The 17,240-nt window shown below is 37.3% G+C and carries 15 protein-coding genes; all 15 read right to left on the reverse strand.

The genetic code is table 11. The features are described 5' to 3' along the window. Positions 1–9 precede the first annotated feature (9 nt). Positions 10–1,494, reverse strand: a complete 1,485-nt coding sequence (locus tag APF76_11100) for a hypothetical protein (GenBank protein ID KUO50251.1) — start codon at positions 1,492–1,494, stop codon at positions 10–12. A gap of 208 nt (positions 1,495–1,702) precedes the next feature. Beyond that, a complete protein-coding gene (locus APF76_11105; protein KUO50252.1) occupies positions 1,703–2,200 on the reverse strand; it encodes a hypothetical protein in 498 nt (165 codons plus the stop codon). A gap of 162 nt (positions 2,201–2,362) precedes the next feature. After that, a complete protein-coding gene (locus APF76_11110; GenBank protein KUO50253.1) occupies positions 2,363–3,481 on the reverse strand; it encodes a dipeptide epimerase in 1,119 nt (372 codons plus the stop codon). A 35-nt stretch (positions 3,482–3,516) separates the two neighbouring features. Beyond that, positions 3,517–4,611, reverse strand: coding sequence for a hypothetical protein (locus APF76_11115; protein ID KUO50254.1), 1,095 nt, complete (start codon positions 4,609–4,611; stop codon positions 3,517–3,519). 25 nt (positions 4,612–4,636) lie between these two features. Next, positions 4,637–5,485, reverse strand: coding sequence for a hypothetical protein (locus APF76_11120; GenBank protein KUO50255.1), 849 nt, complete (start codon positions 5,483–5,485; stop codon positions 4,637–4,639). Between the two features lie 523 nt (positions 5,486–6,008). Beyond that, positions 6,009–6,938, reverse strand: a complete 930-nt coding sequence (locus tag APF76_11125) for a hypothetical protein (protein ID KUO50256.1) — start codon at positions 6,936–6,938, stop codon at positions 6,009–6,011. 201 nt (positions 6,939–7,139) lie between these two features. Further along, positions 7,140–7,559, reverse strand: coding sequence for a hypothetical protein (locus APF76_11130; GenBank protein KUO50257.1), 420 nt, complete (start codon positions 7,557–7,559; stop codon positions 7,140–7,142). Between the two features lie 108 nt (positions 7,560–7,667). Then, on the reverse strand, positions 7,668–8,948 hold the full coding sequence (locus tag APF76_11135; GenBank protein ID KUO50258.1) for a hypothetical protein: 1,281 nt from the start codon (positions 8,946–8,948) through the stop codon (positions 7,668–7,670). A gap of 154 nt (positions 8,949–9,102) precedes the next feature. Then, positions 9,103–10,101: a hypothetical protein gene (locus tag APF76_11140; GenBank protein ID KUO50259.1), complete on the reverse strand. Its 999-nt coding sequence runs from the start codon at positions 10,099–10,101 to the stop codon at positions 9,103–9,105. 277 nt (positions 10,102–10,378) lie between these two features. Continuing rightward, on the reverse strand, positions 10,379–12,952 hold the full coding sequence (locus APF76_11145; GenBank protein KUO50260.1) for an ATP-dependent chaperone ClpB: 2,574 nt from the start codon (positions 12,950–12,952) through the stop codon (positions 10,379–10,381). A 408-nt stretch (positions 12,953–13,360) separates the two neighbouring features. Continuing rightward, entirely contained in the window at positions 13,361–14,329 is a 969-nt protein-coding gene (locus APF76_11150) for a hypothetical protein (protein ID KUO50261.1), read from the reverse strand. Positions 14,330–14,339: 10 nt separating this feature from the next. Continuing rightward, the gene (locus APF76_11155) at positions 14,340–14,612 is read right to left on the reverse strand and encodes a hypothetical protein (protein ID KUO50262.1); all 273 of its coding nucleotides are present in this window, start codon (positions 14,610–14,612) and stop codon (positions 14,340–14,342) included. A gap of 226 nt (positions 14,613–14,838) precedes the next feature. Next, positions 14,839–15,276, reverse strand: coding sequence for a hypothetical protein (locus tag APF76_11160; GenBank protein KUO50263.1), 438 nt, complete (start codon positions 15,274–15,276; stop codon positions 14,839–14,841). A gap of 181 nt (positions 15,277–15,457) precedes the next feature. Then, positions 15,458–16,126, reverse strand: a complete 669-nt coding sequence (locus APF76_11165) for a hypothetical protein (GenBank protein KUO50264.1) — start codon at positions 16,124–16,126, stop codon at positions 15,458–15,460. Further along, positions 16,127–17,101, reverse strand: a complete 975-nt coding sequence (locus APF76_11170; protein KUO50265.1) for an oxidoreductase — start codon at positions 17,099–17,101, stop codon at positions 16,127–16,129. Positions 17,102–17,240 lie beyond the last annotated feature (139 nt).

A 17,240-nucleotide genomic window follows, 5' to 3' on the forward strand; every position in this document is an offset into this window, starting at 1 on the left:
TCATAAATATTAATAACCTGCAGGAACCTGAAGTTCATATTCTTTGTCGCCCTGAAGCATTTCTCCGAGACTCTTCAATTCTAATGTAAAGGAACCTTCGTCGGTAAGGTGGACCTCTACTATACCCCTATTACCGTCTGTAGAAGTTATTCTTCCTTGTCTTTCAAACCCTTCAGGGTTGCTTAAAACTATTTCTGGAAGGTACTCTGGGTAAATAGCATCTTCCCCTTTGAGCATTGTATAGTATATTCTTAAGAGAGAATCTTGCTTGATCAACTTATCAATAACAACCTTATGTGACTCACTGCCTATATTCTCATTTATTTCCCTTTCTTCACCATCTTCCAAAGAAAGTTCTAGGCTATTTCCTGCAACTATTTCATATAAGTATAGATTAGGCAAGGTAAAGTCCATATATGATGTAGGTTCCAAAAAAGGGTCAAATTCAAAGGTCACATTTACACCACCAGATGTGGAATCTGTCTGGTAACCTATTGTGTTTAATCCTATCTGCCTCCTATTTGTCGTATCCAAAAGGGAAGCATAGTCATTGGAAATTGGTATCCCCTCAGGCACTCTGAAAGATCCTCCACTAGCACTTAAAACCTCTCCATTTTCTCCTATTATAGGGCCCTGGGGTGGCATTTTCCCAAAGCCCATTCCTCGTATTTGCTGATCTAGTGGCCATAGAGCTCTGATGTTTATCTGACTCTTTGTAAGACCAAGCACCACAGAATCTAAATCAATTCTAACAGGACCAAACTCTCTGGTTATACTAGGCCACCACTTGCTAGTACTTGCCAAAACAGGGGTTGGATCTACTGGAACGTTAAAAGTCTCTACTGCTGGTGTCCCCTCAAGCTCAAATTCTACTGCTAACTGCTGAGCCTGGGAATCTAAAGGTTGTAAATTCATTGTATGCTCTATTCCACCATAGCTAAATCCGGATAAGGTTTCATAAACCCTACCATCTGAATCCTTAATGGTAACGTGTACTCTATCCTCTTCACTAATAGCTGGATTAGTATTATAGAATAATACTGTCTGTGCATTATCAAGAAGTGCTCTTGATAGTGTTATTTCATATGGACCTAATTTTTTTGTCTTGTGTACTTCTACAAATAGGTCCTCTTTAATAGCTCTACTGTACACAGGATCCTGCAATGCTATGCTTTTTCCGAAGTTGTAAGCAGCAATTGCTAAACTTCCTGTTCCAACTACAATTAGCAAAAGGCACAACCATGCAACTTTTTTAAATCTGGGCCAAAGAAAAAAAGCAAAGGGTTTTACTTTAACATCTGTATCTATATCTTCCTGTAGCTGGGTATCTGTAAAGAGGGGTTTTTTGTAAGCCTCTATTTCCAACTGGCACTGGCTACATTCCATTAAATGCTGCCTAACCATTTCACTACTTGCTTGACTTAGCTCTCCGTCTGCATAAACAGGTATAAGATCTTGAATTATTGCACATTGAATGTCCTTATTACTTTTCACCTTTAAGTACACCTCACATTTGCTTGTTCTGTATAGTTAGTACCATAAGTCTCTAATTTGTTACAGTTAAAATAAAAATAATTAATAAAAAATCTCCTTTTTTTGTTTCTAAAATGAAAAGGAGATTTTTAGAACTATTATGGGGATTTTTACCAACCTGTTTTAAAATACTAGCAACAATTGCGGAACGAACTCCACTAGCACATTCTCACCCTATCTTTGCGTTAAATAATTCCCTGAAACGTTTTTTAGCTCGATGTAGTATAACTCTTATAGAAGACGGAGATTTTCCTAAGACTGCCGCAATTTCTTCAAAGCTTCTTTCCTCTATTTCACGTAAAATAATTACTGAGCGATAAATTTCGGGCAGTAATTGTAGAGTATCTAATATTTCTTTTCTAAACTCTTTATTATCTAAGATTACCTCTGGCAGACCATCAATAGCTGCACAAACCTCATCCAACCCATTCTCTAGAGTTAATTGCTTTTTATCCTGCCTTAAATATTTCAAGTAGACTCGACGAGCAATCGCTATTATCCAAGTAGAAATAGAACTACCACCTTTAAATTCTCCATAAGAAACATACACCTGGTAAAATGTCTCTTGGGTTAATTCTTCTGCTAGGTAATCACTAGTAGTTAAATATAGAAAATAACGATATATCATTAATTTGTATCTTTTATAGATTTCAGTAAAATTCTCCATATTTGTACCTCAAATATTTCGCAAATCCATACAATATTACTTATACACATCTTGGTGTATTTCCTGTAATTCTATTGTAAAAATATATTTAATGGAAGTTCTTTACGTTAACATAAAAAGCCCAACCCTTAGGTTAAGCTTTCTTTATAACTTTGATACGATTTAGTTGCTGTGACTGGCTATTTGTATTTTGCGGATAGCTAGTTCCTCTAAAACATCTTCCTCCACATCTATGCCAAGGCCTGGCTTATCTGATAGTGTAAGCTCATCCTGATGAATACTAATCTTTGCTACATCCCTTGACAGCATTAATGGCCCAACCATTTCATTCGATTTAATAACTTGTCGAGCACAAGATAAGTGTGCTCCAGCTGCGGTGCCAATGGCTGTTTCTACCATGGAACCTACTTGGCAGGTAAGTCCAGCTGCCTCAGCCATGGAAGCTATTGCAAGTGATGGATAAATTCCCCCTGCCTTCATAAGCTTAATATTTACCACATCTGCTGCTCTCATCTGAATGACCTTTAATAAATCTTTAACATTGTGTACGCCTTCATCAACCATAATTCTAACTGTTGTTGCCTTTTTTACTTCAGCTAGTGCCTCTAAATCCCCATCCTTAACCGGCTGCTCCACCCAGTCAACATTATATACCTTTATCCTTTCAATAACCTGTAAAGCTGTGGCCCGATCCATCCAGCCCTGATTAGCATCCACCCTTAATGTTGCATCAGCTATCACCTGCCGAACCTGCCTGACCCTTTCTACGTCCTTGTAAGGATCTGTTCCTACTTTCATCTTAATTATCCTAAACCCTTCATTAACAAACCTTTGCGCATCCTTTGCCATATCTTCAGGTTCTTTAATACTTATTACCTGGGGTACAATTAACTTTTCATGGACTTTACCGCCAAGTAGATTATATACAGGTTGATTAGCAACCTTCCCCATTAGGTCATACATGGCTAAATCTAATGCCGCCCTTGCAGCAGGGGAACCATGAATTCGCCTACTAAACCTCTGATGTGCTTCTTCTATTTGAAATGGAGAAAGACCAATGACTTCAGCAATAAGCTCATTTTGTAAAACAGTAATCGTACTTTCAAAGGTTTCTCCTGTTACACATTGGTCAGGTACTGCTTCTCCGAACCCAATATATCCGTCATCCGTTTCCATTTTCACAATAATTGTTGGCATGTCAGGATACGTGCCATACGCAACTATAAAAGGCTCAAGATATGGAATACGAACTCCATATATCGTAACGAATTTAATATACATACATGAACCCCCATCTCTATATTAGACAATACGTTCTACAGTTCTTCTTTCAGGGTTTCTATAAATCTTTTATTCTCTTTCATAGTGCCAACAGTAACCCTTATAAAGGAATCAAGCCCCCAGCCTGCAGCTGGCCTTACGATGACTCCTTTGACCAGAAGTCTTTTAAAAAGTAATTCGCAATCTTGTTTCACGTCAAATAGGATAAAATTTGCTTGACTAGGCACTACATCACAACCAAGTGCTCTCAGCTCTTGTGATAGATAATCCCTGCCTACTCTATTTTCAGTCACACATTTGCTTAGCCATTCCTGATCTGCTAAACTAGCAGGTCCTGCGACAATTGATAATCTATTTAAATTAAAAGGTTCCTTTATTCTATCAAGCATCTGGCAAACTCTAGCATGGGCAATTCCATAACCTAAACGTAAACCAGCAAGTCCATGTGCTTTAGAAAATGTTCTTAACACTATAACATTTTCTAGACCCTCTTTTACAAAATCCAGCCCATTAGCATATTGCGGATCATCAACATATTCAAAATAAGCCTGGTCAAATACTACAGCGATTTCTTTTGGAATGCTTTTCAAGAAGACCTCCACTTCAGATCTTTTTACTATAGTTCCTGTGGGATTATTAGGGTTACATATCCAGATTAACTTTGTTTTACAATTAACAATGTCAGTAATTCCACTAAGATCATATCGGTAATCCATTAGAGGAACATGCCTCACAATTCCATTCATCAGTTTGCAAGCCTCTTCATACCTTCCGTATGTTTTATCCCCCACTATAACCTCTTCCCCAGGATTAACATATAATTGGGGAATAAGTTGTATTATAGTTTCTGAACCATGACCTACCACGATATTTTTTGGATCAACACCATTTATATCTGCTAGAACTTTTTTAAGATCCAAAAAGCTTTTTTCAGGATACATGTAAATATTCGTTAATTCATTTGTAATGGCCTTTAGTGCCCTTGGAGAGGGGCCATTGGGATTTTCATTCGAAGCTAACTTAACTATATCATCTAACCCAAGTTCTCTCTTAACTTCCTCAATTGTCTTTCCAGCAATATAGTCATAAAGACTAAAAACCGCAGGTCTAAAAAAACTCTCATGCTGCATCCTAAATCCCCCTTTTGTTTAAAGATTAAACACTTGCGTTAATTCTACAATTGGGTTGATCCAGTACTGTTATATTCACGACACTATTTGGTGCCTTTCCTTTTAGTGCCCTCATAACTTCTTCAACACACTTTCTCCTAACCTCACACAGAGCAACTGTAGATAAAAAGGCTGCATGTGGGGTAAATATTGCATTATCTAGTTTAAATATCTCATGGTCCGTAGGTAATGGTTCTGGTAATACCACATCAAGAGCTGCTCCTGCAATTTTACTTTCTTTAAGGGTTTGGGTTAAAACTACACCCACAAGAAGAAGTATAAACTGAACCCAGTCTGTGTATGTTACAGCTAAAAATCCTCCTGTTGCTGTATATACAATAACTACAAAGGCAGCAACAAAAAATGCTATCTGTAAATCCCAGCCTAACAAAGCATGAAGAATACTGCCCGCTGCGGCTAGCTGACCTGCTGTATAAGCAATGTAAGCTAAAATAGTAGTAACTGTGACAATAATACGGCAGCGACTATCATATCTTTCTTCAATTAAATCCGGATAAGTAATATGCTTTGATTTGTCACCAATCTTTTTAATAAGATGTGAAAAAAGTAAGGCGAATAAAATACAACCAAATGCTACAGTTCCAACATACCAGATAGCAGTAATACCCATCTCATAAGCAGTATTTGCACTACCTACTACAGATGCTCCTCCTACCCAAGAAGCCAGCCATAAACACATTATTGAAAAAGCCCCTAATCTTCTACCTGCAACATAATAGTCGTCCATATTTTTCTGCTTCCTGTTAGCATATAAACCCAAGGCAAGCATGCCAAGCATATAACCAATAATTATACCAATATCAATACCACTCATTTTATTTCCTCCTTTTTTTATGATTACTTTAGAAAACATTTATTACATTCATGGACTTCCCCCCTTGTGTATTTAATTTTGTTGGTTTATAAACATTACCACTTCATGTATTATGCAAATTTTCTGCCATAATTAACAATTCAGTATTTTCAGTAATTAAGAGCTTCATCTTTAAAACTTAAGTGATAACCTTAATTTTCCAATTATTGATAGACCCTTATAAACATACGTTAATTCTATTGTGCAAATTATTGAAAGATTTATCAAAAAATAGCCGTAGCATTTGCTAAAGAGGTCATATATCTTTATAATAGTAACGTTATAACGTAATTTTTCAGTTTTCTATGAAAAGCAATCAAGGGTTCCGCTCAAACTTCAATTAAAAAGGAGAATAATGATTTATCCTAAAGAGACAAACGGTATTATTAGGGTAGATATAAGTGAGGATGAAACATAAGGCAGTATTGGTTAAGGCCATGGTCAACCTTAAAGAAGTAGGCTAAAGTCAAAACTTGGAGATACTTTACAAGCCTTGTCTCTTGCTTGTAGTGGATGAAAAAGCACCCACTAATTTATTGAGTCCCAGCTTCATTTCTGCAATTATAATTGCTAATAATATTAGTCCACACCCAACCAACATTGGTTTGGTTAATAATTCATTTAAGAACAGATAGGCAAAGAGTGCTCCGAAAACACCTTCTAGGCATAGTATCAAAGCAGCGTGGGATGAAGGAGTATATTTTTGGGCAACATTTTGGATTACAAAACACAAAACTGTACTTAACGTAACAAGATAAGCAATTGCACCCCACCCTTCTACGGAAATGCTGGTGGGGATTGGTTCAAAGACTAATCCAGTAATGATAAATAAAACTGCACAAAAGGATACCTGAACAACAGAAAGCGCTAGTGCATCGCCCTTAGGTGCTAGTATACCAATGGTTACCACCTGAAAAGCGTAGCATAAAGCACATATTAGGGTTAACCAGTCCCCTATGTTTATAGATGCTAATGTACTGTCTTCAATGGTAAGAAAAGCCAAACCGACAACAGCTAGGAAAGCAGACATAATAGCAGGCCACCCAGGAAACTTTTTTGTTATGGCCATCACCAAAAAAGGCACCATAACCACGTTAGTTCCAGTAATAAAAGCATTTTTTGCAGCAGTTGTATAAACAAGTCCTATTGTCTGGGTTGTAAAGCCTAAGTATAGAAAGAGTCCGATGAGACATCCTCCCCATAAATCCCTTTTACTAATTGTTTGTAAGCGATTTCTGAAAACTAGACATAATATTACAGCGGCAAATCCAAACCTAATAGCCATCATTATAAGGGGAGTAATATGATCAAGAGCATTTTTTGTAACAACAAAGCCCCCTCCCCAAAAAACCGCAACAGATAATAGGGCTACGTCAGCTGTTATAGATCTATGCCTTTCTAAAAAACCCACCATTTTAACCCCCCCTAAGCAACCACATCCAATACTACCATTTTATTTCATTTTCAGTCAACCCTTCCAATTTAATTAATCTATCAGCTTAGACGCGGGAAATCCCAAACTTATACTATAATATAAAAGACAAGGCAACATAGTGAAATGTCCCCTTGCCTTACTTGTTTAGTTTTCTTATTTGTTATACTTGTTTCTTTACATTTATCCTACCCTTTTTTGCCTACTAATTTGTCCACGAATTTCCCCAGCGGGATGCTGCCTAGTATGAACATTTACATAAGTATTACCCGCCTCCATTTGCCTTACCAATTCTGAAAATGGTTCACCTTCTAAAGGTCCTACGAGATCACTTTGACTCAGAGTGCCTTGAACTGTTCCTTGGGTTACGGTTATACCAGGGTCCACAGGTCCAAATAAAAAGGCTACTATCGGTCCGTTTTCCCCTCGTCTACCAAGATGAATGTGAGCTTCAGTAAAATTCGCAAGCTTGTTAACAGTTAAACGGTATTGTAACATCTCCTGATCATCACTAAGTCTAAGATTTGAACTGCCGAAGGCATCAGTTTCAACTGGTGGTACTTCTTCTGATCCTTCAAGAATAGCAAAAAATTGTTTTGCCATTTGCAAAACTCCTTTACGATTGCGTTTCTTACATATTATGCATTTTATGTAAAAATGGTTAAAAAAATACCCTGTTATTTAACTAACAGGGTTATATTTAGATAATTTTTACTTTTCATTGGTTCGCATTAGACAAGGCACTTGGGGAAACATAGAAAAATATTTCTGTTGTGCATCTGTCAATTCATCCTTTATAATACCTGACTTTTTAAGATAAATTGAAGAGACATACTCATCTAGCTCCCTTGGAAGCTTAATTATTCCTTTTTCATTCCCAGCATTTTCAATCAAGTGTTTAACAGCCATTACATGAATTGCAAAGCTTATATCCATCACCTCTGCTGGTTGCCCATCTCCAGCTGCAGAATTTACAATGCGTCCATCGCCTAGTAAGAATACATTTCTCCCATCCTCGAAGGAATATTGTAATATATTTTTTGCTATCTCATAGCTATCAACACTATATTCCTCTAGGTCGCACTTGTTTATCTCTACATTTGAATGTCCAGCATTTGCAAGAATGACTCTATTTTTAATTACCTTTAAATGATTTTTTGTAATTATATCCTTGTTACCTGTAGCGGTAATAATAAAGTCAGCCTCTGCCACAGCTTCTATAAGGGGTTTTACGTAGAAGCCGTCCATAACAGCTTCACTAAGCTTTAAGGGGTCCGTTTCGCAAATGATAACCCTTGCACCAAAAGCTCTTGCTTTTCTCGCAATACCCTTGCCACACCAACCATAACCAACTACCACCACCATTTTCCCAGCAACAACAACATTAGTAGTATTCATAATAGAAGCCCAAACAGATTGTCCTGTTCCATGAAGATTTTCAAACAAGTATTTACTCAAAGAACTATTAACTGCTACTACGGGGTATTTAAGTACTCCACTATTGCGCATGTTTTTTAACCTTTTAACTCCAGTTGTACTTTCTTCACTTGTTCCAATAAAATTCTCTACAAGATGACTACATTCATCATGAAGAAGGTTTGTTAGAATTCCCCCAGAATCTATTACTATGTGGGGCTTACATTCTAATGCTTCCCTTTGAAATTTTTGATGGTCATTAAAAGCAGCTCCGTAATAACCCATTACATCTACACATTCTTCACACATGGCAGCAGCAACATCATCCTGTGTAGAAAGAGGGTCTGCCTCTACAAGAGTAACATTGGCCCCTGCGTCCCTTAGCAGTATTGCAAGATAAGCAGTTGTAGCTTCTATATGTAAACGCATTACTATGTTTTTATCTTGAAAGGGTCTTGTTTTGGTATATTCATCCATGAGATAGTTTAAAACGGGCATATGCTGTTTAGTCCAGTCTATCTTTTGACTTCCCTTGGGTGCCAATTCTATTAATTGTATCATAGAGTTACTAGGCATCTTTTATCTCACTCCTTAAAATTTATCCATAATATTCTATCTGGCTTAAGACTCCCGCTTCTATAATTGGGCTTTAAACTAGGTGGAGTATAGTCCCCATCTGATTTCCCAATGTTCAGCTTTGGCTGAACGAGTTCACTTAGTGCAATTTATATTATTGATTTATAGCCTGCACAGAAGTAATGGCAACTACATTTACTATATCATCAACACTACATCCTCTAGAAAGATCATTTACAGGCTTGGCCATCCCCTGGAGAATGGGTCCAATTGCCGTTGCCCCTCCCCATCTTTCCATGATTTTTACGCCAATATTTCCCGATTGAAGGTCTGGAAATATAAATGTGTTTGCATGACCTGCAACTGCACTACCAGGAGCTTTTCTTTCTCCAATTTTCGGAACAACAGCTGCATCAAACTGGAGTTCACCGTCTATTTTAAGGTCTGGATTTTTTTCCTTGCACAGGTATGTTGCCGCTATGACCTTGTCAACCATAATGTGACGAGCACTCCCTTTTGTTGAAAACGAAAGCATTGCAACCTTTGGATCCATACCTAATAATTGTTGTCCTGTCTCTGCAGAACACAAGGCGATCTCTGCTAGCTGATTTGCAGTTGGATTGGGATTTACGCCACAATCCGCTACAATTATAATGCCGTTATCACCATATTCTTTCATCGGCAGTATCATAATCATTGCACCGGAGACAACGGAAATACCCTCTTGGTTTTTGATAATTTGTAGAGCAGGTCTTAAAACGTCGCCTGTAGTATTTTCTGCACCAGCAACATAACCATCAGCATCACCCTCCTTGACCATCATGGCCGCAACAAAAAGAGGGTTCTCCATTTGTGCTTGTGCCCTATCTATTGTCATCCCTTTGGTTCTTCGTATCTCAAGAAAATCTTTCGCGTAGACATCTTTTTTGGAGTGATTTGTAGGATCCCAAATCTCCGCGTCCGATACATTGTAGCCTTCCCTTTTAGCAATAGAATAGATTTTTTCCCTATCACCAAGGAGCACTATCCTTGCTAATTTTTCCTTAAGAATAATTGAAGTAGCTTTTAGTGTTCTTCTTTCATAGGATTCCGGTAAGACAATTGTTTTTTGTGCTTTTTTTGATTGTTCCTTAATCTTATCTAATAATTCCATTATAGACCTTACACCTCCTTAAATTAGTTTACTTAAAGTAATGCCACATATTTCGCATTTTAAGAGAGCTACGATATATAGGTATCCATAACTGCATCTGGGATTTTTTGAATATATCTATTTTTTTAGTTTTCCTTTTACTGAAATATGTAACCTTATATACTTATTATATATTACCACACCGCAAGTGAATTTTTCAGGTATCACCAACAAGTTTTGTAATATTAGTTAAAATTTAAAAATGGCACCTCTAAAAGAGAATGCCATTTCTTAGTTTTCAGACAAGAACTATCTGTTTATTTTCCCCTATATTAACATTAATTGTGTCTCCAGCATTGTATTTTCCTTCAAGAACTGCTATTGATAGTGGATTTTCTACAAGACGTTGTATTAATCGCTTTAAAGGCCTTGCTCCATATACTGTATCATAACCCTTTTCTGCAAGAAATGTCTTCGTATCATCAGATACTTTAAGTTCATATCCTAAGCTTTTAATTCTTTCGGCTAAAAGTTGTATTTGAATATCAACTATGTCTATTATGTGCTCCTTCGATAGTTGATGGAATAGAACAATTTCATCAATTCTGTTAAGAAATTCAGGTCTAAAATGGCCTTTTAATGTATCCATTATTCTTTCATGTAAAGCTGCTGGATCTTCGACCTGGGTGAAATATTGGCTTCCTAGATTTGAAGTCATAATAATAACCGTATTTCTAAAGTTTACTGTCTGCCCTTGGCCATCTGTTAATCGCCCGTCATCTAGCAATTGAAGCAAAACATTAAAAACATCAGTATGAGCTTTTTCAATCTCATCAAAAAGAATTACAGAATACGGCCTACGACGAACTGCTTCAGTAAGCTGTCCGCCTTGATCATAACCAACATATCCCGGGGGAGCACCAACAAGTCTTGATACTGAGTGTTTTTCCATATATTCACTCATGTCAAACCTAAGCATTGCTCTCTCATCATTAAAGAGAAAGTGGGCTAAACCCTTTGCCAGCTCTGTTTTCCCTACACCTGTTGGGCCAAGGAATATGAAGGAACCAAGGGGCTTGTTAGGATCAGAAACACCCGCCCTAGATCGTCTAATAGAGTTAGCAATAACCTCAATAGCTTCATCCTGTCCAACTACCCTTCGTTGTAACAACTCTTCCATTTTAAGTAGCTTTTGTATTTCTCCCTGAAGCATTCTGCTAACGGGAACTCCAGTCCATTTAGAAACTATTTCTGCTATATCCTCTTCATCTACTTCCTCTTTTAACATTTTTGAAGTTTTCTGAATTTCGGCCAGTTGTCCATTGGCTTTTTCCAAATCCTTTTCAAGTTGGGGAAGAACTCCATAGCGAATTTTAGCAAGCTCATTCAATTCCAAATCTCTTTCCGCTTTCACTTCTTTTATTCGCGCCTTATCAATTTCCCCTTTAATACTACGTATTTTTTGAATTATTTCTTTTTCATTTGCCCAATGAGCCTTTTTCCCAGAAAGGTCTTCATTATAGTTAGCAATTTGAGATTGAATTAAATTTAATTGTTCTCTACTACCTTGATCATTTTCTTTTTTCAATGCTTCCACCTGAACCTCGAGCTGTCTCACTTTCCTTTCAATCGAGTCAATCTCACCTGGCATACTATCAATCTCAATCCTCAGTTTAGAGGCGGCTTCATCAATAAGGTCAATAGCTTTATCTGGTAAGAACCTTTCAGTTAAATAGCGGTGAGAAAGGGTTGCCGCTGCAATTAAAGCGCTATCTTTTAAGCGCACCCCATGATGGACCTCATATTTTTCTTTAAGTCCTCTTAAAATACCTATAGTATCCTCAACACTAGGCTCTCCCACATAAACCTGTTGGAATCGTCTTTCTAAAGCTGTATCCTTTTCAATATGTTTTCTGTATTCATTTAATGTTGTTGCTCCAATACATCTGAGCTCTCCTCTAGCTAGAGCTGGCTTAAGCATATTAGCGGCATCTACTGCCCCTTCAGCAGCACCAGCACCCACAAGAGTATGGATTTCATCAATAAACATAACTATATCGCCTTCAGCATCTTTTACTTCTTTTAGTACTGCTTTTAATCTGTCTTCAAACTCTCCCCTGTACTTTGCTCCTGCAACCATTGCTCCAATATCTAAAACAATAAGTTTTTTATCCTTTAGAGTTTCGGGAACTGTACCTTCTACCATCCTCTGTGCCAAGCCTTCAACAATCGCTGTTTTCCCTACCCCTGGCTCACCAATTAAGACTGGATTGTTTTTTGTCCTTCTTGATAAGACTTGGATAACTCTAGTAATTTCATCGTCTCTACCTATCACAGGGTCAAGCTTGCCTATTTGTGCTTGTTCGGTAAGATCATGACCAAACCTTAATAATGCTTCATATTTATTTTCTGGGTTAGGATCTGTGACTCTCTGGCTACCCCTAATATTTTGCAGCACATGAAGTATCTTATCTCTATTTATCCCTTTTTGCTTTATTAAACGACCTGCTTCACCTGGAGCCTTTTTTATTACTGCTAAAAGAAGATGCTCTGTGCTTAAATACTCATCCTTCATGCTGACAGCTTCTTTCCATGCTTCGTCGAAGATCTGACGCAGGGATTGGCTTGGATAAACCTCCATACCGCCTTGAACCTTAGGTTCTTTCCCTAAACTAACATTTAACTCCTGGACAAACTGTGCTGGGTTTACTTCTAATCCTGAAAATATCTTGGAAACTACTCCTTCTTTTTGCTCAGTAAGAGCTACTAATAAGTGATCTGGCGTTACCTGCTGATGCTGCATCTCCTCAGCTAAACTGTAAGCGTTCTGTAACGCCTCTGCAGCTTTCGTTGTAAATTTATCCATTCTCATAATCTCACCCCTTTTCAGATTCTTATTTTATCCGATGGCTAACTACCACTAAGACTCCCCACCTCTTGCTTTGCACTGGTATTTCTACGAATTGTAAAGAACACAATGCTAGAACTACTGGCGGCTCTGTACTGGTATTTCTACGCATTTGTAAAAAACAACTACTGGCGTAGTGGGAGATAAGTGGTACTAAGCCCCTGGATAACGGTTTTCCCTAAAGGATTAGCTCAGCTACGCCAAACAAGTTGGCAAGTTTCGTTCTATAATATTCAGATGGAGTCATTCAGTGAAACTTAGTTCAGGTGACTTTCCCTGAACTCTAGTTGAACTAATCCTGGGAAACTCCACCTGAATAAAGAATCCTGTTTATATTGTGGTTTTCTGTTTTTTTAATTCTGTCTTCTGAAATTAAAGTAGCTTTTCCCGCGGGTTAAACTTATTAATCTCTTGTAACTGTTTGTATAACTCCTTTTCCTTACTCGTTAAATCTGGAGAAATAACCACATCTAGGGTCACCAACAGATTACCTTTATTCTTTTCATTACCTAATCCCATTCCTTTTAACCTTAAGACTTTGCCCGAACTAGTTGCAGGAGGAACTGTTAGACTGATCTTGCCTTTTGGAGTAGGCACTTGTATTTTTGCTCCTAGGGCCGCCTCACTTGGGGAAATTGGGACATTTACGTTTATGTCTGTACCATCTAGTTTATATAATTTATGTTCATTAATTCGTACCACCAAGTATAAGTCTCCACTTTTGGCACCTCTTTCGCCAGCTTCACCCTTACCTGCTACTCTTATTTTTTGTCCTTCTTTTACGCCAGGAGGTACTTTGATTTTCAACATACTGCCCTGCACATTTGCCTGAGCAGTAATTCCGTTGTATGCTTCTTCAACTGAAAGCCTTATCTCAGATTCAAGATCCCTTCCTGCAAAGGATCTATTCCTTCTTGTAGAACCTCCAAAACCACTTCCATTCATGTCATCGTAGCCTCCAAAAAATGCGTTAAAAAATTCACTAAAGTCAGTATCGTTGCCACCCATATTTGAATAAAACTGACGACTTCCATTTCTTGCACCACCTGAGTAGCCATAAAAGTTGGTGTTAGCCTTTTGGTAATTACTGCCTGGGCTAAATCTATCCCAGTTAGCTCCCAATTCATCATATTTCTGTCGTTTTTCTGAATCACTTAATACCTCGTAGGCTTCTGCTATTTCTTTAAACTTATCTTCTGCTTGTTTATTGCCCTTGGTTTTATCAGGGTGATATTGCTTAACAAGCTTCCTGTAGGCTGTTTTAATTTCTTTTTCATTAGCTTTTTTATCTACACCAATAATTTTATAATAGTCTTTATAATCCAATTTAATCACCCCCATAATATGAAAATTACTTTTCCCATTCGCCCAATCTTTCCATCAATTCGAAAATCATCTTTACACCTGCAAGGTTTACACCCTTATCCTGGGTCAAAAACCTAATATACTTTACCTTCTTCACATCTTTGTCGCAATAAAGTCGAGTATTACCAGCCGTTCTTTTTGGACTGATCAGACCTTCATCTTCATAGATTCGCAATGTTCGTGGATGAACCTCCGCTAATCTTGCAGCTATACTTATAAAATAAATTCCTTCTTTCCCGTTAGACCTCACATTAATCACCCTTAATAAAATACTGAATTTACATTCCTATAGTATATTATTTTCACTATTAATAACTTTTACTACTAAAAATAGTATAATATCTTACAATAATGTTGTCAAGTTTTTATCCTGATTTATGGTATATTTATTAAATGCCATATTTATATATAATATTAGTGTTGCAATTTCAAATATAAAAGCCAACCAATTGGGTTGACTTTTACATCCTTGATTATTTGTTAAACTATTCTTCTATTAATAGTTTAATTGGTGAAGAATGTTCAACATTATCAGAAATAGGACAACGAGCATCAATTTCTTTAAGAAAAGCTTCTTTTTCTTCTTTAGTCATAGGGGCATCAATCTTTGTATAAATACGAATGTCTTGAAAACCCGCTCTTTGCAACTGATCTTTACCCAGTAAGACGTCCAGGTCTAAATCTCCTTCTACTCTAACCTCAATACCCTTTAAGTCAATTCTCTTTTGATTCGCCATAATTCTACCAACAGTACATATGCAACCTCCAAGAGAAAAGAAGAAATACTCAAGCGGCGTAGGCCCCTCATTGTTTCCCCCCATAGCTACTGGCTGATCAATTTTCATTTTAAAATTCCTTGCTTCCAAGTCAATTACAAACTTCTCCTTTAAAGCAGCATTAATTTGAACTGTTTTTTTGGCCATCATATCTCCCCCTATTTAAATTTAAAAACAAGTGTAATCACTTATGGATTATTTCTATAAACATTCTACTAATCCTTCTTCTAAGTTTAGTAATAATATCATTTATAGGCTTGGAGATTTCTAGGATCTCTGAAATTTCGAGAATTTAAAAACATGACAAACGAAACGTCCCCCTGTCACCCTATTTATTTAGTTTCTGGTACCATATACCATGGCGGTGTTTCACATAATTTAAATCTACCTTGCTAGTAAACATTCCCCGTAAAAGAGGACGATTTTCTTTAAAAATGAAAGCTGCTAAATGACCCATTATGCCAAATAGTAAAAGGAATGTTGCAAGATTGTGAAGTGCAGTAACCCAAGTCATAAAATCATAGTTAACTCCAACGTTATAGTTTTTATATATTTTAATCACACCTGTGATAATTAAAGTTAGAAGATTTACTCCGATGAAAAAATAGGCTAATCTCTGTTCAGCTAGGTATTTATCTGAAGGAGGCTCTTTACCAAATCCAAGCATAGCCTTTACTATCAGATAGGATTCCTTCAAATCTCCCCTTCTAGGAAAGATATCAAATTGTTTCAAGCTCATGTGATAGACAATATGGTACACAACCGCAAGTATTAATAATATTGCTGCTGCATAATGGATTTGACTGTTTATAACAAAATTATCAGCCCAGGAAAAGCCAGGTACATTAACAAGACCGTAACGTCTATACATGGGCATTTGGCCAATTCCTGAAAAGAAAAGCAAAAAGGTAGATATTGCAACAGACCAATGAACAATAATCACAGAAAGTGAATGTCTTTTAACTTTATTCTGTTTAGTTAATATCTTTTCACCCATTTACCTCTCTCCTTTCATAGTTTTATAGGATGCAATGCCTGCTGCAAACACACCTGCTACAGGAGCAAGTAGCATTGCCTTACCCATCCCATTTAATGAATCAAGGGGGTTCTCAGGGTTATGCATTCTAGGAATAGCCTCCTGTTTCTTCAGTTCATCATCAATTGACTCAAATGATACTGGAGAAACATAAATAGTGGAGGTCCCTCCATTTTCCGTATCACCATAAGTATAACCACCTATTCTTCCTGCCAAGTCATTGGCGTAGCTTATCATTTCATCTTTTAACCCAAAGGCCATAGCATCTCTGGGGCAGCTATTGACGCAAGCAGGTTTTTCTCCTTTTACAATAAGGTCTTGACACAGGTCACACTTAAACATAACCCCTCCTCCAGCAAGTTTTGGTGCAACTTTTAAATAAATACCTACCCCTGCCTGCCTCTGAGGTATACCCCAGGGACATACATCTCTACATTTAGCACCACCTAGACAGAAGTTATGATCAATGGAAACTGCTCCCTCCTTAGTTTTTTCTATTACTCCAAATGGACACATCTTTGCACATGGAGGATTATCACAATGCATGCATCTTCTGGGTATTGATAATTCATGAGTTTTTCCATCCTTTTTCACTTGAACATTCTGAACAAAAATCCAATTATATGGTGTTAAACGATTAGTTAAGTCTCTCTTTTTACTCCAGTCTTCGTGTTTTTTCTGAGGCCAATATTCTGGAATATTCTCAATTGGCTCAGGATATCTATGCTGGTTTTTTGTCCGACACGAAGTAACACATTGCGGTACATCTAAACCCTTACACCCATCACATTTAGTCATATCTACTACTGAAGCATATTGACCTTTTGGGCCGTTTGCTAATGCAGATTTTTTGCCAACACCTGTAAGTGCAGCAGTTGTTATAGCAGTAGCTGCTGCTGTTCTTTTCATGAAATCTCTCCGGGTAATAGCACCCATATATATCCCCTCCGAAACAGAATCTTATTATTAAGATTATACTATATTGCATTTTCGCTGTAAATATAATATTTGCGAAGTTTTTATCAAGAAATTAGCCCGGCATTGGGCCAGGCTTGGGCAAAAAAAGGTGACAAGC

It is taken from the genome of Desulfitibacter sp. BRH_c19, assembly GCA_001515945.1.
In the GTDB taxonomy this organism is placed as follows: domain Bacteria; phylum Bacillota; class DSM-16504; order Desulfitibacterales; family Desulfitibacteraceae; genus Desulfitibacter.

Bases quoted from the DNA above. Each gene is read 5' to 3' on its own strand.
- APF76_11105 (KUO50252.1), bottom strand. From the start codon at position 2,200: ATGGAGAATTTTACTGAAATCTATAAAAGATACAAATTAATGATATAT.
- APF76_11110 (KUO50253.1), bottom strand. From the start codon at position 3,481: ATGTATATTAAATTCGTTACGATATATGGAGTTCGTATTCCATATCTT.
- APF76_11115 (KUO50254.1), bottom strand. From the start codon at position 4,611: ATGCAGCATGAGAGTTTTTTTAGACCTGCGGTTTTTAGTCTTTATGAC.
- APF76_11120 (KUO50255.1), bottom strand. From the start codon at position 5,485: ATGAGTGGTATTGATATTGGTATAATTATTGGTTATATGCTTGGCATG.
- APF76_11125 (KUO50256.1), bottom strand. From the start codon at position 6,938: ATGGTGGGTTTTTTAGAAAGGCATAGATCTATAACAGCTGACGTAGCC.
- APF76_11130 (KUO50257.1), bottom strand. From the start codon at position 7,559: ATGGCAAAACAATTTTTTGCTATTCTTGAAGGATCAGAAGAAGTACCA.
- APF76_11135 (KUO50258.1), bottom strand. From the start codon at position 8,948: ATGCCTAGTAACTCTATGATACAATTAATAGAATTGGCACCCAAGGGA.
- APF76_11140 (KUO50259.1), bottom strand. From the start codon at position 10,101: ATGGAATTATTAGATAAGATTAAGGAACAATCAAAAAAAGCACAAAAA.
- APF76_11145 (KUO50260.1), bottom strand. From the start codon at position 12,952: ATGAGAATGGATAAATTTACAACGAAAGCTGCAGAGGCGTTACAGAAC.
- APF76_11150 (KUO50261.1), bottom strand. From the start codon at position 14,329: ATGGGGGTGATTAAATTGGATTATAAAGACTATTATAAAATTATTGGT.
- APF76_11160 (KUO50263.1), bottom strand. From the start codon at position 15,276: ATGGCCAAAAAAACAGTTCAAATTAATGCTGCTTTAAAGGAGAAGTTT.
- APF76_11165 (KUO50264.1), bottom strand. From the start codon at position 16,126: ATGGGTGAAAAGATATTAACTAAACAGAATAAAGTTAAAAGACATTCA.
- APF76_11170 (KUO50265.1), bottom strand. From the start codon at position 17,101: ATGGGTGCTATTACCCGGAGAGATTTCATGAAAAGAACAGCAGCAGCT.